Annotated in this window: 22 protein-coding genes; 9 read left to right on the forward strand and 13 right to left on the reverse strand. The window is 63.4% G+C overall.

Features of this window, described 5'->3' with window-relative positions; all coding sequences use genetic code 11:
- Positions 1 to 45 precede the first annotated feature (45 nt).
- On the reverse strand, positions 46 to 474 hold the full coding sequence (locus NKI58_RS05805) for a VOC family protein (protein ID WP_352784405.1): 429 nt from the start codon (positions 472 to 474) through the stop codon (positions 46 to 48).
- A gap of 217 nt (positions 475 to 691) precedes the next feature.
- Between NKI58_RS05805 and NKI58_RS05810 the strand changes: the two genes are divergently transcribed.
- Positions 692 to 1894, forward strand: coding sequence for an MFS transporter (locus tag NKI58_RS05810; protein ID WP_352645521.1), 1203 nt, complete (start codon positions 692 to 694; stop codon positions 1892 to 1894).
- A gap of 93 nt (positions 1895 to 1987) precedes the next feature.
- Here NKI58_RS05810 and NKI58_RS05815 read toward each other — a convergent pair whose 3' ends face one another.
- Positions 1988 to 2890: a sigma-70 family RNA polymerase sigma factor gene (locus tag NKI58_RS05815; protein ID WP_352569125.1), complete on the reverse strand. Its 903-nt coding sequence runs from the start codon at positions 2888 to 2890 to the stop codon at positions 1988 to 1990.
- Between the two features lie 203 nt (positions 2891 to 3093).
- Between NKI58_RS05815 and NKI58_RS05820 the strand changes: the two genes are divergently transcribed.
- The 7 genes from NKI58_RS05820 to NKI58_RS05850 all read left to right on the forward strand — a co-directional run bounded on the left by NKI58_RS05820 (position 3094) and on the right by NKI58_RS05850 (position 12185).
- Complete coding sequence (locus NKI58_RS05820; RefSeq protein WP_352784408.1) at positions 3094 to 4500, forward strand: DHA2 family efflux MFS transporter permease subunit; 1407 nt, start codon at positions 3094 to 3096, stop codon at positions 4498 to 4500.
- Between the two features lie 434 nt (positions 4501 to 4934).
- Positions 4935 to 6131 (forward strand): acyltransferase family protein, encoded by a 1197-nt coding sequence (locus NKI58_RS05825; RefSeq protein WP_023677284.1) that lies wholly within the window; start codon positions 4935 to 4937, stop codon positions 6129 to 6131.
- 2 nt (positions 6132 to 6133) lie between these two features.
- Entirely contained in the window at positions 6134 to 7237 is a 1104-nt protein-coding gene (locus NKI58_RS05830; RefSeq protein ID WP_352645517.1) for a glycosyltransferase family 2 protein, read from the forward strand.
- A gap of 6 nt (positions 7238 to 7243) precedes the next feature.
- Positions 7244 to 8272 carry a glycosyltransferase family 2 protein gene (locus NKI58_RS05835; protein ID WP_502896901.1) on the forward strand — a complete coding sequence of 343 codons (1029 nt, stop codon included), beginning with the start codon at positions 7244 to 7246 and terminating at the stop codon, positions 8270 to 8272.
- A gap of 9 nt (positions 8273 to 8281) precedes the next feature.
- Entirely contained in the window at positions 8282 to 10066 is a 1785-nt protein-coding gene (locus tag NKI58_RS05840; protein ID WP_352784415.1) for an ABC transporter ATP-binding protein, read from the forward strand.
- A gap of 1085 nt (positions 10067 to 11151) precedes the next feature.
- The gene (locus NKI58_RS05845) at positions 11152 to 11367 is read left to right on the forward strand and encodes a hypothetical protein (protein ID WP_023677289.1); all 216 of its coding nucleotides are present in this window, start codon (positions 11152 to 11154) and stop codon (positions 11365 to 11367) included.
- A gap of 113 nt (positions 11368 to 11480) precedes the next feature.
- Positions 11481 to 12185, forward strand: a complete 705-nt coding sequence (locus tag NKI58_RS05850) for an SOS response-associated peptidase (RefSeq protein ID WP_352853092.1) — start codon at positions 11481 to 11483, stop codon at positions 12183 to 12185.
- Here NKI58_RS05850 and NKI58_RS05855 read toward each other — a convergent pair.
- The 10 genes from NKI58_RS05855 to msuE all read right to left on the reverse strand — a co-directional run bounded on the left by NKI58_RS05855 (position 12182) and on the right by msuE (position 18971).
- Positions 12182 to 12442 (reverse strand): hypothetical protein, encoded by a 261-nt coding sequence (locus tag NKI58_RS05855; protein ID WP_023677293.1) that lies wholly within the window; start codon positions 12440 to 12442, stop codon positions 12182 to 12184. The two genes, NKI58_RS05850 and NKI58_RS05855, sit on opposite strands and share 4 nt — an antisense overlap.
- A 3-nt stretch (positions 12443 to 12445) precedes the next feature.
- A complete protein-coding gene (locus tag NKI58_RS05860) occupies positions 12446 to 12706 on the reverse strand; it encodes a hypothetical protein (RefSeq protein WP_352569131.1) in 261 nt (86 codons plus the stop codon).
- A gap of 214 nt (positions 12707 to 12920) precedes the next feature.
- The gene (locus NKI58_RS05865) at positions 12921 to 13070 is read right to left on the reverse strand and encodes a hypothetical protein (RefSeq protein WP_023677295.1); all 150 of its coding nucleotides are present in this window, start codon (positions 13068 to 13070) and stop codon (positions 12921 to 12923) included.
- Positions 13071 to 13073: 3 nt separating this feature from the next.
- Complete coding sequence (locus NKI58_RS05870) at positions 13074 to 13403, reverse strand: DUF2934 domain-containing protein (protein WP_352645513.1); 330 nt, start codon at positions 13401 to 13403, stop codon at positions 13074 to 13076.
- 127 nt (positions 13404 to 13530) lie between these two features.
- Positions 13531 to 14163: a BA14K family protein gene (locus NKI58_RS05875; protein ID WP_352578492.1), complete on the reverse strand. Its 633-nt coding sequence runs from the start codon at positions 14161 to 14163 to the stop codon at positions 13531 to 13533.
- A gap of 88 nt (positions 14164 to 14251) precedes the next feature.
- The gene (locus NKI58_RS05880) at positions 14252 to 15013 is read right to left on the reverse strand and encodes an ABC transporter ATP-binding protein (RefSeq protein WP_352784421.1); all 762 of its coding nucleotides are present in this window, start codon (positions 15011 to 15013) and stop codon (positions 14252 to 14254) included.
- A 37-nt stretch (positions 15014 to 15050) separates the two neighbouring features.
- On the reverse strand, positions 15051 to 16049 hold the full coding sequence (locus tag NKI58_RS05885; protein WP_352784423.1) for an ABC transporter substrate-binding protein: 999 nt from the start codon (positions 16047 to 16049) through the stop codon (positions 15051 to 15053).
- Positions 16050 to 16107: 58 nt separating this feature from the next.
- A complete protein-coding gene (locus NKI58_RS05890) occupies positions 16108 to 16956 on the reverse strand; it encodes an ABC transporter permease (protein ID WP_352784426.1) in 849 nt (282 codons plus the stop codon).
- 40 nt (positions 16957 to 16996) lie between these two features.
- A complete protein-coding gene (locus tag NKI58_RS05895; protein ID WP_352784428.1) occupies positions 16997 to 18361 on the reverse strand; it encodes an LLM class flavin-dependent oxidoreductase in 1365 nt (454 codons plus the stop codon).
- A 52-nt stretch (positions 18362 to 18413) separates the two neighbouring features.
- Entirely contained in the window at positions 18414 to 18971 is a 558-nt protein-coding gene (gene msuE, locus NKI58_RS05900; RefSeq protein ID WP_023677302.1) for an FMN reductase, read from the reverse strand.
- Positions 18972 to 19304: 333 nt separating this feature from the next.
- Here msuE and NKI58_RS05905 point away from each other — a divergent pair, with 333 nt between their 5' ends.
- Complete coding sequence (locus tag NKI58_RS05905; RefSeq protein WP_352782893.1) at positions 19305 to 19514, forward strand: hypothetical protein; 210 nt, start codon at positions 19305 to 19307, stop codon at positions 19512 to 19514.
- Positions 19515 to 19546: 32 nt separating this feature from the next.
- On the opposite strand, the gene NKI58_RS05910 is transcribed toward NKI58_RS05905, so the two are convergent.
- Positions 19547 to 20839 (reverse strand): Nramp family divalent metal transporter, encoded by a 1293-nt coding sequence (locus NKI58_RS05910; RefSeq protein WP_031211955.1) that lies wholly within the window; start codon positions 20837 to 20839, stop codon positions 19547 to 19549.
- Between the last annotated feature and the right edge of the window lie 194 nt (positions 20840 to 21033).

A 21033-nucleotide genomic window follows, 5' to 3' on the forward strand; every position in this document is an offset into this window, starting at 1 on the left:
CAACCGTGCCGGCCGTTTGCGCGAGCGAACCACCCTTACCGGAAGCTAGAACGTGATCTTCACTGAATCGGCGCTGCGGTTGGCCGCGCCGTGGTGGACGGCCTCGATGTTGTTGCCGTCGGGGTCGAGCAGGAAGGCGGCGTAATAGCCGGGATGGTAGGATCGCTCGCCCGGCGCGCCATTGTCGGTGCCGCCGGCCTCAAGCCCGGCCCTGTAGAAGGCATCGACCATCGCGCGGTCCTTTGCCTGGAAGGCCAGGTGGTGGCGCCCGGTCAGCTTTCCCAGGGCCGCCGGGCTGTCGGGGCTGGAAATGACCAGCTCGTCGGCCCAGAAATAATCATTGCCGGCGCCACCGATCGGAATATCGAGCACCTTGAAAACCGCCTCGTAGAAGCGGCGGCTGGCCTTGAGATCCCTGACCACCAGCTGGAGGTGGTCGATGAGACGGCCGCGATGAAGTTCCTGATTTGCCATGCTTGACAGCTCCTGATCGCCGGTTGGAAATCTAGCTTCGAATGGTGCGCGGTCAATCCAGAAAGCCGTGGAATGGCGCCATCACGCCGACTGGATAAAAAATGCAACCGGATTGTCGGATTCAAGACATGTCCAACGTCCTTCGTACGCAAGCGGCTCGGCGGAGCTCGAAAAAGGTCGTGCCGTATCAACGCTTCCGGCATGGGAGAAAAGTGAAATGAGCCTTCCCTATCGTTGGGTTATCGTCGCGGCTGGCGCGCTGATGACCTGTGTCGCCCTCGGGGCGATGTTCTCGCTGGCGATCTTTCTCGAACCGATGGCGCTCGACACACAATGGTCGCGCGCCGGCATATCGAGTGCGATGACGCTGAACTTCCTGGTAATGGGCCTCGGCGGCTTCGCCTGGGGCGCCATTTACGACCGCTTTGGCGCCCGCATCGTCGTCATGACCGGCGCCGTGCTGCTCGGCCTGGCGCTGGTCCTGGCCAGCCGCACCGGTTCGCTGCTCGTTTTCCAGTTGGCCTACGGCGTGCTCGTCGGCCTCGCGGCAAGCGCCTTCTTCGCGCCGATGATCGCGCTGACCTCCGCCTGGTTCGACACGAACCGCAGCCTCGCCGTCTCGCTGGTCTCGGCCGGCATGGGCGTGGCGCCAATGACCATCTCGCCGTTCGCCCGCTGGCTGATTTCGGCCTACGACTGGCGCACCGCGATGTTCGACATCGGCTTAACCGCGTGGGTGCTGCTACTGCCGGCCGCGCTTCTGGTGCGCCAGCCGCCCCAACCCGCTGCCGACAGCGCTACCCCAAGCGTTGCCGCCGAGGGTGCCGGCATGACGGTTCCGCAGGCGCTGCGCTCGCCGCAATTCATCGTGTTGGGACTGACCTTCTTTGCCTGCTGCGCGGCGCATTCCGGGCCGATCTTCCACATGGTGAGCTATGCGATGCTGTGCGGCATAGCGCCGATGGCGGCGGTCAGCATCTACAGTATCGAGGGCCTGGCAGGGCTGGGTGGCCGGCTGCTTTACGGCGTGCTTGCCGATCGGTTGGGCGTCAAGCCGGTGCTGATCACCGGGCTGGCCATACAGGCCGTGGTCATCGCCGCCTATCTGGCGGTCAGCGAGCTTGGTCAATTCTACACGCTCGCCGTCATCTTCGGCGCCACCTATGGCGGCGTCATGCCGCTCTATGCGGTGCTGGCGCGGGAATATTTCGGCCAGCGCATCCTCGGCACGGTGTTCGGTGCCGTAACCATGCTGTCCAGCCTCGGCATGGCTTTCGGCCCGCTCGCCGGCGGCATGGTGTTCGATGCCTATGCCAGCTATTCCTGGCTGTTCATCGGCTCGGCCCTTGTCGGGCTTGGCGCGATGGCGATTGCGATCGCCTTCCCGCCGCTGCCGCGCAGGGAGTTGCAACCGGCTTAAAGCAGGATCGGCGGAAAAGGGCGGCCGCTTGGATGGCAAGCGGCCGCGATCCAAAAATAGCTGGCAGTGTTCGGCATTATGAAACGCGAATTGCTATGCAAGCAGAGGCACCACCTCGGCGCCATCAAGCGTGTAGCGCGCATAGCGGAAATCGCGAATTCTCGCCAGTCTGTCGCCGGCCCATTCCAGCAGGATGAAATATTTTAGCCCTCTGGCCGAGTCGTCCGGATCGATCACCAGAATGGCTGGCTGCCGATCCACCAGGCCTGGAAGCAGCCGCCAATCGTGGATACCCGCGTAATTATGGAAGTACCGGCCCACTTTCGTGCGGCCACTCGCCCGGAGCCGGTTGACGAGGTCAAGCCGGACGTCCTCGGCCAGCATGTCGCGGATCGCATCGAAGTCGCGGGCGTTGAACCGCTCTACATAGGCTGCCAGACGCGCCCGTTCGGCCTCGGCCAACACCGGCACAGGCCGATCGTGAGGCTCGCCGGCGACCTGGCGCAGGCGCAAACGGCCGCGATGCAGTGCGGCTTTCACCGCCGGAACGCTGCTGTCGATAATGTTGCCGATCTCTTCGATCGTATAGCCGAGCACATCCATGAGGATGACGCTGCTACGCTGCGCCGCGGGCAGGCGCATGAAAGTCTGCAGGCTTGCGGCTGCAGTGTGTCGACCCTCGGCCGACATACCGGGGTCAGGGATCATATCGATATCCTCAACGACATGCGCGGCATCCAACCTGGCACGACGGCGTAGGTGGTCGAGCGCGGCATTGTGCGCGATGCGAAACAGCCAGCCCTCGACATTGGCTATCGGCCCGGTCCCGGGGAACGCCTCGAGCGCCTTGACCGTAGCTTCCTGGACGACATCCTCGGCATCGATCACCGAACCGGTCATGCGGGCACAATAGCGGTGCAGTTTCGGCCGCAATTCGCCGAGCAGCCGGTCAAATGGCTCCCGTCCTTCTGGGGTGCCGGTTGCGGATCCGGTCATCGCACAAGGGTCGATTTCATGCGTATCTCCCAGGCAGAGGCGCCCGCCATCGGGCGCAGCGTCCTATAGACGCTCGACGATGGCAAAAGGATTCGGTCGAAAAAACTTTCTTTGGCTGGAATCCTTTGGTGGTGCTTCCGCGTCTCTGGATCGTGGGCCCGCGACCTGGCGGGCCCTCTGTTCAAGCCGGAGGCGCCATAGTCATGAGCAAGCAAAGTGCGGGATCAACGAAGGTCTGGGTTCTCGCCCTCACGTCGATAGGCTCCTTGATGGTCGTTCTCGATGCGATGGTTGTGGCGACGGCATTGAGCACGATGCGGGTCGAGCTCGATGCCTCGCTGGAGACGCTGCAATGGACGATGAACGCCTATAATTTGAGTTTTGCCGTCCTGCTCATGACCGGGGCTGCGCTCGGTGACCGGTTCGGCCGCCGCCGTACGCTCGTTGCCGGATTGGCGTTGTTCGTCGCAGCGTCGGTTGCCTGCGCGCTCGCTGGCAATGCCGGATTGCTGATTGCGGCGCGTGCGGTCCAGGGCGCAGGTGCCGCAATGGTCATGCCGCTGGCGATGGCGCTGCTGAGCGTCGCTTTTCCCCCGGAGGAGCGAGGCAAGGCGCTGGGTATCTTCAGCAGCATCACCGGCCTGGCCCTGATCATCGGCCCGATGGCGGGCGGTGCGATTTCCGAAGGCCTCTCCTGGCACTGGATATTCTGGCTCAATGTTCCGGTCGGCATCGTTCTCATCCCGCTGGTGATGCGTCGGATTCCGGAGAGTTACGGGCCGGGCACGGCAATCGATGTCCTCGGCGTCGTCCTGGTAACTGCGGCGGCATTTGGAGTGGTCTGGGGTCTGATGCGCGGCAACATTGTGGGCTGGAGCAGCGCTGAAGTGCTGTCGGCGCTGACGGCCGGGCTGCTTCTGGCCATCGCATTCGTCCTTTGGCAGCTGCGTACCCTTGAGCCCATGCTGCCTTTGCGGTTCTTTCAGGCGCGCGCATTCTCCTCGGGCGTAGGGGCGAACTTCCTGCTCTGCGCCGCCATGTACGGGCTCGTGTTCCTGTTGCCGCAGTTTCTGCAGTTTGCCCAGAGCCGTGGGCCGCTCGGCGCCGGCATGGGATTGCTGCCTTGGACCGCCACGCTTTTCGTGGTCGCACCGATCGCCGGCAGCCTGATCAACCGCGTTGGCGAGCGCTGGCTTGTCGTGGCCGGATTGATCCTGCAAGCGGCTGGAATGGCCTGGCTGGCGCAGATCGCAGCACCTGATCTGCCCTATATCCAGCTAGTCGCCCCGCTGATCATTACCGGTGCCGGCGTGTCGATGGCCATGCCTGCCGCGCAGAACGCGGTTCTCAATGCGGTCGCCCGGCCGGAGGTCGGCAAGGCTGCCGGCACGTTCAACACATTCCGCTTCCTCGGTGGCGTATCCGGGATCGCGATCGCCGGTGCGGTGTTCGCCGGCACTGGAAGCTTCTCGTCCACCGACGCGTTCAGCGATGGCTTCACCTCGGCAATCGACGTCTCCGCTCTGCTCTCGCTCGCCGGCGCGCTCGTCGGATTGGGGCTCCCGGAGCGTCGCGCAGTGGTGCTCGCGAATGCCAGCAAGGAGGCGTAACTCGGAGGCGGGAAGCTTGCGCTTGCTCCCACTGTTGTCGCGTTAACAGCAGGCCGCGCCAGCGCAGCAAAAAGGTCGCCGAGCGTCGGTTGCCGGCCGGTCCTGTGGGGGGCATCTGTGTCCAGACCCAGATCTTGCGCGCCCGTGATGGCGGCGAACATGCTGCATCGCAGCACCCTGCCGCCGATATCGGCGGGCCAAGGGAGTGCGAGAAAATCGTCAAAAATGGACAATTCGGGCTGGTTCCTGCTGTTTTTGGCTTTTATTAGCCGTGCCTCACGTTCCTGTTTCAAATGTGTCAACTTTTTGTGTTGCGTTGCACAATGGTGGTCCTATTCTGCGCAAGGGGGGCGCTTCCGATTGGAATGCGCCGTGAACGAAGCCGCTATATTGACCGATTGGCAGTTTCGCCGTCCCGCCGGCGTACGTCACTAATGGGAAATGCGCGCGACACCCAATTGGACGCGCTGAGGGCCATCGCCGTGACGATGGTGCTGTACTCCCATTTCTTCGCGGCTGGAGGGTCCTCGTTCTGGGGCCATATCGGCGTGCGTCTGTTCTTCGTGCTGAGCGGCTTTCTGATCACCCGCCTGCTGCTCGAAGCCCGCTCGGCCGCCGAATTCGAAGCCGGACCGGCGCTGAGATCCTTCTATATCAGGCGGGCGCTGCGGATATTCCCGCCCTATTTCGCCGTGCTGGGTTTCGTCTGGTTGGTGGACCTGGAGCAGTCTAGAGGATCACTGGTCTGGCATGCGTTCTATCTGTCGAATTTCTGGTACGCGGCGCAGAATGAATGGACGCCCTGGCTGCTCTGCCATTTCTGGAGCCTGAGCATCGAGGAGCAGTTCTATATCGTCTGGCCGCTGATCGTCCTGCTGGCGCCGCGCCGGCGCCTGGAATCGATCTGCATCGGCGTTATCGTGCTGTCGCTGGCCTATCGGTTTTATTGGCCGATCGCTGGAACGCCGGGTTTGGCACGCGACCTGCTGCCGCCGGCGTCGATGGACGCATTGGCGTCAGGCGCGCTGCTTGCCGCCTACCGGTCAAGAACAGCCGGCTTGCCGCAATGGCTTCGAAATGGCTGGCCGGGGCTCGCGGCGGCGTTTTTCGTTCTGCAGTGGTTTGCGCCGGCGCCGGCAAATCCGGTGCAGGAATGGGGCCTCTGGCTGCTGTTGCAGATCCTGCCTCTCGTACCGCTGGTGGTCATCGTTGCAAGCTGTTCGACAGGGGTTGGCGGCTATATCGGAAAACTTCTCGAACTGCCGCCGCTGCTTGGCCTTGGCCGCATCAGCTACGGCGTCTATCTCTACCATCCCATAGTGCTGGCGCTGGTCGTCAAATCGCAGCCGTGGATCCCGCTCAACGTCTCGGAGCAAGGGCCCGGGCGGTTTCTGGTGGCGGGAACGGCAACGCTCATGCTGGCTTCGGTCTCGTGGCTGCTTTTCGAGAAGCCGCTCAACAGCCTCAAGCGCCACTTCCCCTATGTTGCTCGAAAAGGCCGCGGCGCCATCCCGGCAGGCATTGACGTGGGCAATGCCGGATGGCTCGCGGCGGGAGCATATCTGGGCAGGCCGCTTGATGGTGGCACTTCACCGTTGCCACGCAAGCTGCGACGAACCGATCGGAGCTGATCATGGCTGCTCCCTTGGTGTCAGTTCTGCTGCCGATCTACAATGCGGGACCTTATCTCGCCGCTGCGCTGGGCAGCATCCTGCGGCAGGATTACGATCGTCTGGAGGTCATCGCCATCGATGACGGCTCGACCGACAACTCGCTGCAGATCCTGCAGAAATACCGCCAGGCCGACAGCCGCATCTCGATCATCTCACGCGAAAACCGTGGCCTGATCGCAACTTTGAACGAAGGCCTGGCCGTGGCGCGCGGCGATCTGGTCGCCAGGATGGACGCCGACGACATCGCCTATCCCCAGCGCCTGTCGCGGCAGGTCGCGCTGTTCAACCAGCAGCCTGACCTCGCTCTATGCGGCGCGGGTTTCGATACCTTGCTCGGCAACCGCGTCGTCAGGGGTTCGCCCGATCCGATATTCCAGGACAATCCGCTGCGTATATTGTCGATGTTCTTCACGATCTTCATGCATTCCACCGTGGTATACAACAGGAATGTCATAGAAGAAGATGTTCTATATTACGATACCAGCTACAAGCATGCCGAGGATTTCGACCTGTTCAGGCGGCTGACCGACCGCTACCCGGCGGCCATGATCCCCGAAAGCCTGATCGCCTATCGTATCCATGACGACAGCGTGACCAACAGGCACAAGCGCGAAATGCGCAGGACGCATTTGAAGATCGTCGCCGAGAACCTCGAGCGCGAAGGGCTCGTACAAGAGACGCAGGACCTCCGCGGCATCGGTGAAGTCCCGTCGATGGACACGGTTCGCCGTGCCGCCGAATGGATCCTTGCGCTTGAAGAAAGGATTGCCGCGCTGCCGGCCGAGACGAGGCCGAGCTACCAGGCTGGCACGCTGAACCTGTTCTATTTCCTCTACCAGCTGATATCGGGGGAAAGGCAGCCGCAGCTGATGCACGAATTCCTGACGCGGACGGCGAAATGGAAACTCATCCGGCGGCGCGAGCAGTACGTGTTTCGCACCGGTGCCTTCGCGCCGCGCTTCAGTCTCGCCTCGATGTCGGTCACCAGGCAGGTGGATGCCTTGTCGCGGTATCTGCAGTCCGTGCCGGCCGCGGCGGTTTTGCCTTCGAACCAGTTGAGCTAGCAGCGCATGTTCGTCAAATCCCATCAGCTCCAGCAGCGCGGCCGCTCGACGGTGCCGGCGGCCATGTCGCCCCGGCCGCAGCACGGGCCGGCACCGGAGGTCAGCTTCATTGTCTGCACACGCGACCGCGTCAACGTGCTCGAGCCTTGCATAAAGTCGATCCAGGCCGCGTGCCGCGCCTACGCTGCCTTCTCTGCCGAACTGGTGGTTGTCGACAATGGCTCGACCGACAGCACGGCCAAACGGCTGGCCGGCATAGCCGAACTGTCGGACATCCCGTTCACGGCCATTTGCGAGCCGCGACCCGGATTGGCGGCCGCGCGCAACGCGGGGCTGGAGCGGGCGCGGGGACGCGTGCTGGTCTTCGTCGACGATGATTGCGCTGTCCACAAGGATTATCTGCGCGATCTGCAGCGGCACTATGCGGCCGGCGAACGGGTCATCCGCGGTGGCCGCGTCGAGATCGGCGATCCTCGCGACCTGCCGTTCACCATCAAGCGGTCGCCGGTGCGCGCGCGGCTTACGCCGGATGTCCATCCCGGCGGCTTCGTGCTTGGCTGCAACATGACGATGCACCGCGATGTTGCCGCCCGCATCGGCCGTTTCGACGAACGGTTCGGCGCCGGCGGCCCGCTGCGCTCCGCCGAGGATACGGACTATCTGGTGCGGGCGGTGCTGCTTGGGATTCCGGTCGAATATGTGCCCGACATGACTATCTATCACCATCACGGCCGGCGCGACCGCAAGGCCATCGAAAAGCTGCACCGCGACTACAGCATGGGCAATGGCGGGCTTTGCCTGAAACATATCCGCCACGCGCCGTGGCTGCTTCGGCATTGCTACTGGTCGATGAGGGCGGCCTTGCGCGAACTGGTGAAAGGCCCTCTGTTCGACCGTGAACTCAAGCTGTCGCACTGGCCGATCGTCGGCATGAATTTGCTCGGCGCAGCCAAATTCGCGGTGCTTTTGCTGGCGAAATCGCCGCAGCCGGCGCAGATGCGACAGGAGCAACAGGCAAATGCCGAGGCGAGGTGATCCGCCACCATGCGATTGATGCCGCCCAGCCTGCCGATGCTGCGCCGCGCGCTCGGAAGAAAGCAGTTGCGCCTGCTTCCTGCCGTGGTGGTGCTCGGGCTGCTCAGCGCCGCGCTTGAAGGCTTCGGCATCGGCCTGATCATTCCGTTGCTGAACATAATCATGGGGCAAGGGCAGACCGGCATGGCCGGCTTCTCCGCCGTCTTCCAGCATGTCGGATCGAGCCTGAGCGAGCGCGACCGGCTGATCGTCATATCGGTCGCCATCCTCGGCTCGATCGTGCTGAAGAACCTGTTCGCCTACGCCAATACGCTGCTGACCACCTTCATCTATGGCAAGGCCAGTCATTCGATCCGCAGCGCGCTGTCGGAGCAGCTGCTTAGGGTAGGCTATCCGTTCTTCCTGCAGCAAAGCCCGGGACGGCTGCTCAACATCATCTCCAACGAATCCTGGCGGGCCTCGGATGCCATCCAGATCACGCTGGGGGCAATCGTCAACGCATCGGCCGCAATCATCCTCCTGACCTTCCTGCTGCTCCTGTCGTGGCAGATGACGCTGCTGGTGACGCTGGGCCTGGCGCTGGTCCAGGTCGCGCACGCCGTGCTGTCGGCCAATCTGAAGGCGCCGAGCCGCAGCGTCGCCTCCCGCAACAGCCAGCTCGCATCGCAGATGCTGCATCTGGTGCATGCCGGGCGGCTGATCCGCATCTTCGGCCAGGAGCAACGCGAGAAGGCGGCATTCGACCAGGCATCGGATGCGGTGCGCCGGGCGGCGTTCGTGCTTTTGACGCGTCAGGGAGCTTTGCCGCCGCTGACCGAGGTTCTGCACGCCATGCTGTTCCTGGCGGTGGTGATCGGCGCCTGGTTCGCCAATGTTTCCTTCCCGCTGATCGTCGCCTTCGTCATCCTGCTCTACAGGCTGCAGCCCTATATGCGGTCGCTGCAAATGGCCTGGAGCCAGCTGCAGGGCCTGAGCGGATCGCTTGAAGAGGTGACGTGGATGCTGGACCCATCCGGCAAGCCCGCGCCGCCGCAAGGCAGCGCAGCGTTCCCTGGGCTCAGCCAAGGCATCAAATTCGAGGACGTCACCTTTACCTATTCTGGTTCGGAACAGCGCGCGGTGGTGCTGCATGCGGCGAGCTTCGACATCCGCAGCGGCCGCTCGACCGCGCTGATCGGCCGCTCGGGCGCCGGCAAGACTACGATCGTCAATCTTTTGTGCCGCTTCGTCGAACCGGATAGCGGCAGGATCCTCGTTGATGGATCGCCTCTGGACCGCATCGACCCCAGCCAATGGCGAAAGCACATCGCGCTCGCCAGCCAGGAGCTGGAGCTGGTCGACGGCACGATTTTCGACAACATCATCTACGGCCAGGACGCGGCCTCGGCCGACGACGCCGAGCGCGCCGCAAGGCTGGCCGAAGCCCATGACTTCATCGAGCAACTGCCGCAAGGCTACCGGACGGTCGTCGGCTACCGCGGCGTCAATCTTTCAGCGGGACAGCGACAGCGGATCGCGCTGGCCAGAGCGCTGGTGCGCGATCCCGATATCCTCATCCTGGACGAAGCCACCAATGCGGTGGACGGCCTGTCGGAGGCGGCAATCGTCGAGACGCTGAAGTCGCGCGCCGGCCGCCGCACCACCATCGTCATCAGCCATCATCGCAGCACCATTTCGTTCTGCGACGACGTCGTGATCCTGAGCCACGGCCGCGTGAAAAAGCAGGCGCCGTTCGCCGCGCTTGCGACGCTCAGCATGGACGAGCTTTACCAGCACGAGGCGCTGGAAGGCTGAGGGCGACCCCGCTGCGTGCGCGCGCTGGGAGGTCGTCTCGGATGTCAAGCCAGGTCAAGCATCTCAGGGGCGAGGAAGACCTCCGCCATACGTCTCTACGGGATTTCTGGGATGATGAGTGATCCCGAGCTTACCCGCTTTTCATCTGGAGCGTACAGAACCAAGGGTCCGCCTGCCAAATCCAGCAATGGCGGCGGACCCTAATCAGCGCATGAAGGGACTGATTCTGCGCCGATGTCTCCTCGAGGAGGTGACGCCATCAACTGAAGACGGGCGCAGTTGTTCCCGACGCCGGCCGTACACAAGACCATTGCGCAGGCAGGTCAGACTTAGGTCCCTGTAAACGCGCATCGCTGGCTGGAGTGAACATCGGATCGGCTCGGTGGTAGCGAAACTTCGGCCGGAGATAGATGCAGCCATTGGGTTCCGGGGCATGACCGGCTCGGCGCTGATGATGGGCGGCGATCGATCCCCGCACGACTGATGCCGAGGGGCGCTTGCATTCCTGCGGAATACGCATCCACCGGCGCCAGTGAAGTTGTCCAAGCGGTACGGGCTCAGCGGTCGTCAAGCTGTTGCTAATATGCAGCACACGCAGCGCTCTATGAACGGCGTCGCTTGGAACCGCTACCTCCGACCAACCGTTAGTGTCACAATGACAAACCAAAAAGTGAGGCTGATGATGGACCCGCTGCAAAACAACACGTTGGAGATCTGGTGTCTTGCGGCCGTTCCGCTGTCGCTGCTCCTTACGGTGTTATTAGCCGGATTTATCCTTTAGCCGGACCCAAAGAGGCCGGCTGCGGACCGGGGCCTGGAAGATGAAAATGCCGGCCATTTAGGCACGCTAGGCGTCGCGGACACCTCGTAGCACCAGGCCGTGGCAGCCTTTCCAACATTGCCATCATAATCGGCTCTTTCGACCGGTCCGGTCGGCGGCGATTGCTCGCAGGCCCGTTGCGAGGGCGAGCATGCGAGCTCGTACGTTTTTTACACAATCTCTGATTGGTGGACTCGCCCGCCGCCATCGACGTTAATTTTGCGTTAGCGACAGGAGGGGGGAGATCGCTAACGGGAGGAAGAAAATGAAAGAAAACTACGATCTGACGATCGACTACGACGAACCTTACGACAACAAGCCTTACGATCTAGCCACATTCGCAAGGAAGCACGGGCTCAACATTCGAGCCGCCGAGCTTCTTCTTTTCGCCAAAGGCCCGTCTCGAGCGGCCTGCGATGCCGCGGCGAGGGCTTTTCTCGCGGCGGTAGCCGCACAAGCTATGAGACAATCGGCGCGGTAGGTCTCACAAAGCCATTGCTGACACGGCCTGCCGTGTCAGCAACCCAACGGACAGCGCTGGAAATTCCAGGCCGTTTCCAACAAGATGCCTGAGCATCCGGGAACGGCCTGAAAATGTGCAATCTCTACAACATCACGACCAGCCAGGAGGCTATCCGCCAGTGGACCCGCGCCTTGCGCGACATCCTCGGCAATCTCGAACCCTCCATCGACATCTATCCCAACCAGCCCGGCCCGGTGGTGCGCAACGCGCCGGACGGCGAACGCGAATTGGCCAATCTGCTGTGGGGCATGCCGACGCCACTGGAGCGGGTCAAGGGCAAGGCCGACTACGGCACCACTAATATCCGCAATCCGCAATACGGCCACTGGCAGCAATATCTCGGCATCGAGAACCGCTGCGTGGTGCCCGTCACCAGCTTCGCCGAGCCCAGCCCGACGCCCGGCGACAAGGACCCCGAGACCGGCATTCAGCGCAACTACTGGTTTGCACTCGGCGAGGACCGCCCGCTATTCTTCTTTGCCGGCCTGTGGACGCGCTGGCATGGCCTTCGCAAGGTCAAGGACCGCCCTGCCGATCACCAGGTCTATGGCTTCATGACGACCCAGCCCAACGCGCCGGTCGCGCCGATCCACGAAAAGGCAATGCCGGTGATCCTGGCCACGCCGGAAGAAACCGAGACCTGGCTGACGGCGCCATGGTCCAAGGCAAGGCATCTGCAGCGCACGGCGCCCGATGATGCGCTGGTGATCGTCGACAAGCCGGCGACGCAGATCAAGTTTCCGCAACAGGCGCCGGTGCAAGGCTCATTATTTTAGCGCTTGAACTTCTGCAGCACCCAGATGTAGCCCTTTGGCGGATGATCCTGGTCGATGAACTGCGTCTTCACCGTCGTGTCCTTGCGGCTGCATCGCTTGCACCTGAACCTGATCGCTTCCAGCGGCTTGTTCCAGCCCACCACCTGGGCCACGTCATTCGCCCTGAACCGTCCGACATGGTAGCAATGGCCGCACTCCACGATGAGCAGCATGTTGGCCTTGGCGGCACGCCCAACGCTGTCCATCGGCCCGGCCATGGCTCATTTCCGGGTCGAGTAATCCTCGGGCAGCGGAAGCAGGCCAAGCTCCGCCATCCGGTAATCAGGCTCCTTCTCCGCGACGCTGGCCAGCACCCCGTGCAATTTCTCGAGAAGCCCGCAAAGCTGCCAGAACAGCTCGCCATGCGCCTTCAGATGCAGCTGCGACGACAGCACCGTCTTGCGCAGGCTCAAAGCGTCCCTGATGATCGCCTCCGCATCCCTCGCCGACAGCCTGTCAAACCGGCTTTTTCGTCTGCCCATCGCGGCTCTCCTCGATTTGTGAGCAACCGCCCCGCCTACTGACAAATAGGAAGGCATTCCTCGCAGAGTCAATTCGCTCTTGACATTTTTGTTCCCGTTTTGTTCAATTTCAACAGGAACGCTGGAGGCACCGCCAAGGACCACATCGTGACGCTGGACAGCCGCCAGGAGGCTGCCCTCCGGCGCGGCTGCCTGGGAAGCGACAGCACTCCCCTCAATGCCTCTTGAAATACTGCACCTCGCGTTCGTGCTTTTCGGCGGCCTCGCGGGTATCGAAGGTGCCGAGATTGCGGCGCTTGCCGGTCTTTTCGTCCTTCTTGCGCGAATAGAGGCGGTATTTTCCGTCTTTGAGTTTTCTGATCATCTGTCACTCCCCGAGTTGCTGCTTCCCCTTGAGGTTGCGCGCGGCTTGCTCGATCGCCGCCCGGTCGTTGCCCAGCCTGTCGATCAGCTCCTGCGCCTGTTCGCCCGATATGCCGGTGCGTATCGCCAGGGCCTCCACCGTCAAAACGTCGGAGCTCGCGACCTCGCGGGTTTCCGGCAAAGCATCGCCTGCCGTCAGCGGCAGGGCTGCCTCCCTGTCGATCTCGGCCTCGGCCTGGTGCCAGTGCCGCTCGGGATCGCCATGGATCCCGCCTTCGCGTTCCCAGATCTGGTATGCGCGCTCACGAATCTTGTCTTCCCGGTCGTCGCCCATGTTGATTTCTCCTTTGGGTATCGGATGAACGCCGCGCCAACCCGAACGATCCAAGAAATCTGCGTGATCGTTGGGTGGGGTCGCACAAGGCGCCATGCACTGCGGCCGCCAGCAACCCCCGGCCTGCCTACTCGCACTGCCTGCGCGGCCCCCCGGAATACGGCTGATAGCTGTTGTCCTCCGGTCGATATGACCGGTAGCGGCTGAAGCAGTATTGCACGTGATCGGATGAGAGCTCGGCGGCGCCGGGTTCATCCGATGGCGGGTAGCCCTCCACCGACGACGTATCGCTCGCCTCGAAATAGCTGCCGTCATCGGCGGCGCCGAGATAGGGCGAGATGCAGGGGCGCTGTTGTCCGCTGTAAGATGTGTAGTGGTTGTCGTCCGGCCTGTAGGAGCGGTAGCGGCTGGCGCACCATTCCACGTGGGCGGCGGGTAGCGTCTGCTGCTCTTCCGCTGGTGGCTGGGTAGAGCCGGTCGCGGTGATGTCGGTTGTCGACGCTGGGGCATCGGCGGGTTTCGAGGTGCGATCGACTTCCGAGGTGCGAACGGGGACCGGGCGGGCCGGGAGGCGCTCGAGGCGCTGCGAGGCCGGGTTCACCGGTCGCGGGTCCCTGGTCCACAGTTCGGCGACGCTGGAGACCGGGGCGGCCGGCCGTACCGGCTTGGCTATTAGAAGCCAGGTGGCGAAGGCGAGGCCGCTGGCGAATACGGCAAGCGTCAGCACGAAGCCGCCAAAGATTGCGAACAAGGCTTTCATGCCGCGCTCCTTCGCCTCCCGGTTAAGGAAATGCGGGGGTGGGGAATCCGGTTCCAGGAAAGCGCGGGGCGGGGATCTTAGGCGGCTTTCAGTGCAGGCCGAATTCGCGCAGCAATTCTTCGCGGTAGCGCACGAAGCGGCTTTCGCTGCGCTCGCGCGGGCGGGGCAGGTCGATGTCGATCAGCCGCGCCGCGCCGCCTTTCTCCTTGGGCAGGATCAGCACCCGGTCGGCAAGGTAGATCGCTTCCTCTAGGTCGTGCGTCACCATCACCATGGTGACGTTCTCCTCGCTCCAGATGCGCGCCAGTTCCTCCTGCATGCCGATCTTGGTCATCGCGTCGAGCGCGCCCAGCGGCTCGTCGAGCAGCAGGATTTCGGGCTGCACGGTCAGCGCGCGGGCGATGCCGACGCGCTGCGCCATGCCGCCCGATAGCTGCCGGGGAAACGCATCGCTGAATTCGGCGAGGCCGACGAGCGCGATATAGAAGCGCGCCCGTTTCTCGGCCTCGGCCTTCGGCACGCCGCGCACTTCGAGGCCGAAGGCGACATTGCCGAGCACGGTCAGCCAGGGCAGCAGGCGCGGTTCCTGGAAGATCACCGCGCGCTCGGCGCCGACGCCGTGCACCGGCTTGCCGTTGATGGCGACGCCGCCGCTGTCGGCGGCCTCCAGCCCGGCTAGGATGCGCAGCAGCGTGGTCTTGCCCGATCCGCTGGCGCCGACGATGACAAGGCATTCGCCCGAGCGGATGTCGAGGTTGAGGGTCCTCAACACGGCGAGCGAGCGCCCGCCGATGCTGAACGATTTGGACAGGTCGCGTATGCTGACCTGACCGCCGCTTGTGCTGCTCATCGCGCTCGTCTCCCAACTGGTTGGTCGGTTGCTTTTGTCAGTTGGTCTTGGTTTCGCCGGGCCGGTAGAGGATGTCTGTTGCCTTCAGCTTACCCTTTGGCAGGCGGCCGTCGCGCTCGAGCACGCTGACCCAGAAGTCGATGTCGCGGTCCGTCGCCTTGGCGCCCTGGCGCAGGCCGAAGCCGGTCCAATAACGCGCCAGCTCGCCGTTTTCGCCGCGCTTGTCGAGGATGGTGGCGAGCACCTTGCGCGCTTCGTCGGGGTTCTGCAGCGACCAGTCGGAGGCACGGGCGGATTGTTCGACGAAATTGCGGGCGGCGTCGGGATGCGCGGCGATGAAGTCGCGCCTGAGCACGACGAAGCCGCCGGCCAGCTCACCCAGCACGTCGGTGTCGTTGAACACGCCACGCACGCCGCCATTGTCGACCAGCGCCCCGGCAAACGTCGCCTGCCAGTAGCCGAGCGCCGCGATGTCGACCTGGCGGGAGCGCAAGGTCTGCTCGAGCTGCGGTCCGGGCACGACGACGAGATTGGCGGCATCCGGCGACAGGCCGACGCTGTGCAGCGCCTCGCGCACGGTGTAGTCGAGATGGGCGCCGAGCGTGTTGACGGCGATTGTCTTGCCGGCAATGTCGGCGATCGATTTGATCGGGCTGTCGTCGAGCACGTAGAAGACGCTGCGCACCTTGCTGTTGATGCCGTTGCTCGCATAGACGGCGACGAAGTCGTTGCCGCCGGAGATCGAGTTGATCACGGCTGCGGTTGCAGCCGAGCCGATATCGACGCTGCCGGAGGCGAGCGCAAACAATGATTCCGGGCCGCCGCCGGAATAGCCGACATTCTCGACCTCGATACCGAGGCCTTTGAAATAGCCGAGCTCGCCGGCCAACTCATGCGGAGAGATGCTGCCACGGCTGGCGAGGGAGCGGAACTTCACTGGTGCCGCTTCGGCAAAGGCGAAGCGCGGCAGGCCGGCGGCGAGAAGGCCGGCGGCGAAGGGCGCGCCGGCAAGCAGGGAACGGCGGGTGATTTTCATGGTCCGGGTCTTTCTTGATTTGAGTTCTGGCCTGGTTGAGATTGGTAAGGGCGGGTGGTCAGTCGACGGCATTGCTCCAGCGGCAGAGCCGGCGCTGCAGGCTGACCAGCGCCTGGTTGGCGATCAGGCCGAGGCCGGCGAGGATGACGATTGCCGCAAACATCAGCGGGATCTGGAAGTTGTACTGCGCGTTCATCACCTGGAAGCCGATGCCCTTGTTGGCGCCGATCATTTCGGAGGCGATCAAAAGGAGCAGCGCCGTGGTGGCGCTGAGCCTCAGTCCGACGAAGATCGACGGCACGGCGCCGGGCAGCACGACGCGACGGAAGACGGTGAGCTGCCCGGCGCCATAGACGCGGGCCATCTCCAGCAGTTTCGGATCGACCTGCTTGACGCCGCCGATGGTGTTGAGCAGCAGCGGGAACAGCGTCGCCCAGAAGATGACGAACACCTTGGAGGCTTCGCCGAGCCCAAGCAGCAGGATGAACACCGGATAGAGCGCCAGCGCCGAGGTCTGGCGGAAGACCTGCAGGATGGGATCGAGAGCGGTCTCGACGGCGCGCACCTGGCCCATGAACAGGCCAAGCGGGATGGCGACCAGCACGGCGGCCGCGAAAGCGAGACCGGCGCGCTGCAGGCTGATGGCGATGTCGCCGAGCAGAGTGCCGCCGGCCAGCCCCTTCCAAAGTGCTGCGACAATCATGTCGATCGGCGGCAGCACGGCCGCGTTGACCCAGCCGGCGCTGCTCGACACTTGCCAGATTGCGAGGAAAGCGATGAGGACGCCGTAGCGTGACAGGAAGCGGATGCCCGCCCGGCCACCGAGGCGCAGGAAGTCGGTGCCGAGGCTCGTCGTGCTGTCACGCGTGCCGAGGCTGGCGGCCTGTTCGATGTGCTGCAAGGTCATCGTCTTGCCTCTCGCTTCGAGGGTAGTGGGCTTCTCGGGATTATTCGGCGGCCAGCACCGCCGAGCGGGCGGCGGTCCAGGGGTTTTCCGGCCGCCTGAGGCCGAGGTTCTCGCGCAGGGTCCTGCCTTCATAGGCGGTGCGGAACAGGCCTCGGCGCTGCAGTTCGGGGATCACCAGCTCGACGAAGTCGTCGAGCCCGCCGGGCAGCCAGGGCGGCAGGATGTTGAAGCCGTCGGCGGCTTCGTCGCCGAACCATTCCTCCAGCCGATCGGCGACCTGCGTGGCGCTGCCGATGACGGTATAATGGCCGCGGGCCGTTGCCACCCATTGGTAGAGCTGTCGGATGGTGAAGTTGTGCTCGTCGGCAATCTGGCGGATCAGCGCTTGGCGGCTCTTCATGCCTTCGGTCTCCTTGCTCGGCGGCAGCGGTCCATCGAGCGGATAGCCGGTGATGTCGAGCGTCTGGCCGGCCAGCCCGTTGAGCAGGGCGACGCCGTCTTCGGGCAGGATGAGATCGTTCAGCTGCTGGTACTTGGCGCGCGCTTCTTCTTCGGTGCGGCCGACGAAGGGTGCCACGCCCGGCATGATCAGCACCTGCTCGGGATCGCGGCCGACGGCCGTCACGCGCGCCTTGATATCGCGATAGAATTCCTGCGCCGACGCCAGGTTCTGATGGGCGGTGAAGATGACTTCCGCCGAGTGGGCGGCGAGCTTGCGACCGTCTTCCGATTGCCCCGCCTGCACCACGACCGGGTGCCCCTGCACCGGGCGCGGCACGTTGAGCGGCCCTTTCACGCTGAAATGCGCGCCCTTGTGGTCGATGTCGTGGAGCTTGTCCTTGTCGTAGAAGCGCCCCGATTTCTTGTCGCGGATGAAGGCATCGTCCTCCCAGCTGTCCCACAGCGCCTTGACCGTCTCGACATGCTCATGCGCGCGGGCATAGCGCTCGGCGTGGGCAGGCTGCGTCTCGCGATTGAAGTTGCGCGCGGTTTCGTCGCCGGCCGAGGTGACGACGTTCCAGCCGGCGCGGCCATTCGACAGATGATCGAGCGAGGCGAATTTGCGGGCGAGCGTGTAGGGCTCCTCGTAGGTGGTCGAGGCGGTAGCGATGAAGCCGAGATGCGTGGTGAGCGGCGCCAGCGCTGCAAACAGCGTCACCGGCTCGAAGCCGGCGATCTTGGCATTGCCGCCTTCGCGGGCGCCGAGCCCCACCGTCAGATTGTCGGCGAGGAAATAGGCATCGAACAGGCCGCGCTCGGCGGTCAGGGCGAGCTGCTTGTGGAACTCGAAATTGGTGGCGCCGTCGGCCGGCGCCTCGGGGTGGCGCCAGGCGGCGATATGCTGTCCGCCGCCGGGCAGGAAAGCGCCCAGTTTGATTTGCCTGGATTTGGTGGATCTGGTCATCGCGGCGTGCTCCTGGACGGATCGGAAAGGGGATCTCGGGTCAGTGGTGCGTTCAGGCGGCAAGGCCGACGCCGTAGGGCACCCCGGTTACACGGCATGCCTCGGCGACCGCCTGCCGGGCGCGGGCGTGGATGGCTTCCGACACCAGCACGCCATTGGCAAAATCCTTGTCGGAGGCGTAGATCGCGGTCGGCACGGTCAGCGCCTCGAAGAAGCCGAACAGCGGCCGCAACTGGTGCTCGACGATCAGCGAATGGCGCTCGCCGCCGCCGGTCGCGGCGAGGATGACGGGCTTGCCCCTCAGCGATGACGGATCGAGCAGGTCGAAGAAATGCTTGAAAAGCCCGGTATAGCTGCCTTTGAAAGTCGGCGAGCCGGCCACCAGGATGTCGGCGCCCAGCAGCCGTTCGACGATGTTGCGCGCCGCCGGGTCGAGATCGCCGAGGCGCCTTGCCTGCGGCAGGGACGCGCCGAGATCCTCGATGTCGAAGACGGCCGAGGCCGCGCCGATGCTTTCGGCGGCCTGCCCGACAATGTGGCTGACGAACGCCTTGGTCTTCGATGGCCGGGTCAAATTGCCCGACAGCCCCACCACGAGCTTTTTCGACATTCCTGGCTCCCTCTCAAGCGCTCTATTTCAAGATCTTGGGTCTAGCGATCTATTTTAAGTCTAGAGAGTTTGTAGAATTAAAAGAGCGAGAAAATTTCAAAGGTAGCGCATTGGGCGAACGGAGTTTGCGGCACATCGCCCGCAATTGGTTCATTCAATGCGGCGTACTGCACCGGCGCAGCGCATCGACCAGCGACGCAAAGGCCTGGCAGCACCTTGTCCCTAGGGCTGCGGTGAATCAGGTCAATTTGATTCAAATCCGGCTGTGGATATTTGCTTTTGGCTAAATCGAGGCGGTCATCTTGCCGGCGGGCGGGCAACAGGGAGATGCCTATGACAAGCGATTTTGCCGCCGCACACCTGCACCTTGAACGAGCCTGCCACTATTTGAGCGGCGAGGACGAGACGAGCCGCACGGCTCGTGCGGCTCTGGATCTCCTGATCGATGCAATTGTCGCAGCGCAATACAAGCGGCCGGTGGGAGATGTTGTGGAGTTTCCAAGGCCGGCAAAGCTGGGGCAATCCGCAAGCGGGAACGGGTAATCCAACTAGCGGCGTCCCTTGTCCTGCCGGATTTACATGAACCAGGTGGCCACTAGGCCGATCGTCGCCGAGAAGATAGCGGCGGTCGTTGCCCAACCGAGTATGTTGGTGCTGCGGCTGTTCACCTGCTCGCCCATGATCCTGCGGCTGTTAGTCATCAGCATGATGAGCAGCAGCAAGGGCGGCGTCGAGAAGCCCTGAACGATGCCGGACCAGACCAGCGCCTTCATCGGATTGAAGCCGAGGAAGTTGAGGCCGGCGGCGATCGCCGTAAAAAATCCGATGGCGAGATAAAATTTGGGCGCCTCTCGAGCCCGGGCGTGCAGGCTGTTTTTCCAGCCGATGGCTTGTGCCACATCATAGGCAGCGCCGGTCGTCATGACAGGAACCGCTAGGAAACCGACGCCGATCACGCCTGCGGCGAACAGAACGCTTGCGGCCTGGCCGGCGAGTGGGCGCAGCGCCTCCGCGGCTTGCGCGGCCGTGTCGATATCGTGATGGCCCGCCTTGTAGAGCGTAGCACCCGTCGACAGGATGATGAAATACATGATGAGATTTGAAAACGTCATGCCTATGAGGATGTCCCGGCGCGAGCGGCGGAGTTCGCCGGCGGTGGCGCCCTTCCTTTGCCTGAGCGTCGTTCGCCCTTGGGCAATCTCCTCCTCGACCTCCTCATTGGACTGCCACGTATAGAGATAGGCGGACAGCGTCGTACCGATGATGGCGACCAGGATCGACAGGAACTCCCGGTTGAATTCGATCCTGGGAAGCAGCGTTCCGCGCAGCACCGCCGCGGCATCCGGCTTGGCCAGAATGGCGGCACCGACATAAGCGAGCAGCGCCAGCGCCAGCCAGCGAAAGATGTTGCGGATCAAAGTATAGGAGCCGAAGACCTGGAGGGCGAAGATGAGGGCGGCGACGAACAGCACGATCAGCGGAATGGGAAGCGGCACGAATATGTTGATCGCCGCCGCCATTCCACCAAGATCTGCCGCTGCCTCGATGGTGTTGCCGACGAGCACACCCAACAGCACCGACCAGAGCAGCCACCGCGGGTAGAAGTCCTTGATGACGTGGAACAATCCGCGCCCCGACACCTGGCCGAGCTTCGACGACAGGTAGACGACCGCGTACATCATCGGCAACGTCACCGGAGCCGTCCAGAGCAGGTCGGGTCCGAAACGGGCGCCGGCACTGGCATAGGTGCCTATTGCGGAACAATCGTCGTCGGCCGCCCCTGTTATCAGTCCGAGGCCGAGCGCTCGTCCTATGCCGCCTTTGCCCTCCTTCGGTGGGATGGAATGATCGGAACCGGCCTGCCTCATTGCGACCGGACCGGGTTGCGAACGAAAGACGCGGCCTGCCATGCAATAATGGTAAGGATCGGTCGCGGCGCTGGTCTCATTTTGCCTCCTTCAACAACTTGCCCAAACCCGGCGTGCCATGACTTGTTCCGCGACGACGGGACAGGGGTTTTGTCTCAGGCAAAAAAGTTCGGGTTGACCGCTTCCGAACGCGA

Source organism: Mesorhizobium sp. M0522 (assembly GCF_040321085.1).
Lineage (GTDB): Bacteria > Pseudomonadota > Alphaproteobacteria > Rhizobiales > Rhizobiaceae > Mesorhizobium.

Coding starts and splice junctions, on each gene's coding strand:
- NKI58_RS05875 (WP_352578492.1), bottom strand. CDS start 14,163: ATGAAAGCCTTGTTCGCAATCTTTGGCGGCTTCGTGCTGACGCTTGCC.
- NKI58_RS05910 (WP_031211955.1), bottom strand. CDS start 20,839: ATGAGGCAGGCCGGTTCCGATCATTCCATCCCACCGAAGGAGGGCAAA.
- NKI58_RS05815 (WP_352569125.1), bottom strand. CDS start 2,890: ATGACCGGATCCGCAACCGGCACCCCAGAAGGACGGGAGCCATTTGAC.
- NKI58_RS05835 (WP_502896901.1), top strand. CDS start 7,244: ATGTTCGTCAAATCCCATCAGCTCCAGCAGCGCGGCCGCTCGACGGTG.
- NKI58_RS05870 (WP_352645513.1), bottom strand. CDS start 13,403: ATGGGCGACGACCGGGAAGACAAGATTCGTGAGCGCGCATACCAGATC.
- NKI58_RS05895 (WP_352784428.1), bottom strand. CDS start 18,361: ATGACCAGATCCACCAAATCCAGGCAAATCAAACTGGGCGCTTTCCTG.
- NKI58_RS05825 (WP_023677284.1), top strand. CDS start 4,935: ATGGGAAATGCGCGCGACACCCAATTGGACGCGCTGAGGGCCATCGCC.
- msuE (WP_023677302.1), bottom strand. CDS start 18,971: ATGTCGAAAAAGCTCGTGGTGGGGCTGTCGGGCAATTTGACCCGGCCA.
- NKI58_RS05880 (WP_352784421.1), bottom strand. CDS start 15,013: ATGAGCAGCACAAGCGGCGGTCAGGTCAGCATACGCGACCTGTCCAAA.
- NKI58_RS05805 (WP_352784405.1), bottom strand. CDS start 474: ATGGCAAATCAGGAACTTCATCGCGGCCGTCTCATCGACCACCTCCAG.
- NKI58_RS05810 (WP_352645521.1), top strand. CDS start 692: ATGAGCCTTCCCTATCGTTGGGTTATCGTCGCGGCTGGCGCGCTGATG.
- NKI58_RS05820 (WP_352784408.1), top strand. CDS start 3,094: ATGAGCAAGCAAAGTGCGGGATCAACGAAGGTCTGGGTTCTCGCCCTC.
- NKI58_RS05905 (WP_352782893.1), top strand. CDS start 19,305: ATGACAAGCGATTTTGCCGCCGCACACCTGCACCTTGAACGAGCCTGC.
- NKI58_RS05865 (WP_023677295.1), bottom strand. CDS start 13,070: ATGATCAGAAAACTCAAAGACGGAAAATACCGCCTCTATTCGCGCAAG.
- NKI58_RS05890 (WP_352784426.1), bottom strand. CDS start 16,956: ATGACCTTGCAGCACATCGAACAGGCCGCCAGCCTCGGCACGCGTGAC.
- NKI58_RS05830 (WP_352645517.1), top strand. CDS start 6,134: ATGGCTGCTCCCTTGGTGTCAGTTCTGCTGCCGATCTACAATGCGGGA.
- NKI58_RS05845 (WP_023677289.1), top strand. CDS start 11,152: ATGAAAGAAAACTACGATCTGACGATCGACTACGACGAACCTTACGAC.
- NKI58_RS05855 (WP_023677293.1), bottom strand. CDS start 12,442: ATGGCCGGGCCGATGGACAGCGTTGGGCGTGCCGCCAAGGCCAACATG.
- NKI58_RS05860 (WP_352569131.1), bottom strand. CDS start 12,706: ATGGGCAGACGAAAAAGCCGGTTTGACAGGCTGTCGGCGAGGGATGCG.
- NKI58_RS05850 (WP_352853092.1), top strand. CDS start 11,481: ATGTGCAATCTCTACAACATCACGACCAGCCAGGAGGCTATCCGCCAG.
- NKI58_RS05840 (WP_352784415.1), top strand. CDS start 8,282: ATGCGATTGATGCCGCCCAGCCTGCCGATGCTGCGCCGCGCGCTCGGA.
- NKI58_RS05885 (WP_352784423.1), bottom strand. CDS start 16,049: ATGAAAATCACCCGCCGTTCCCTGCTTGCCGGCGCGCCCTTCGCCGCC.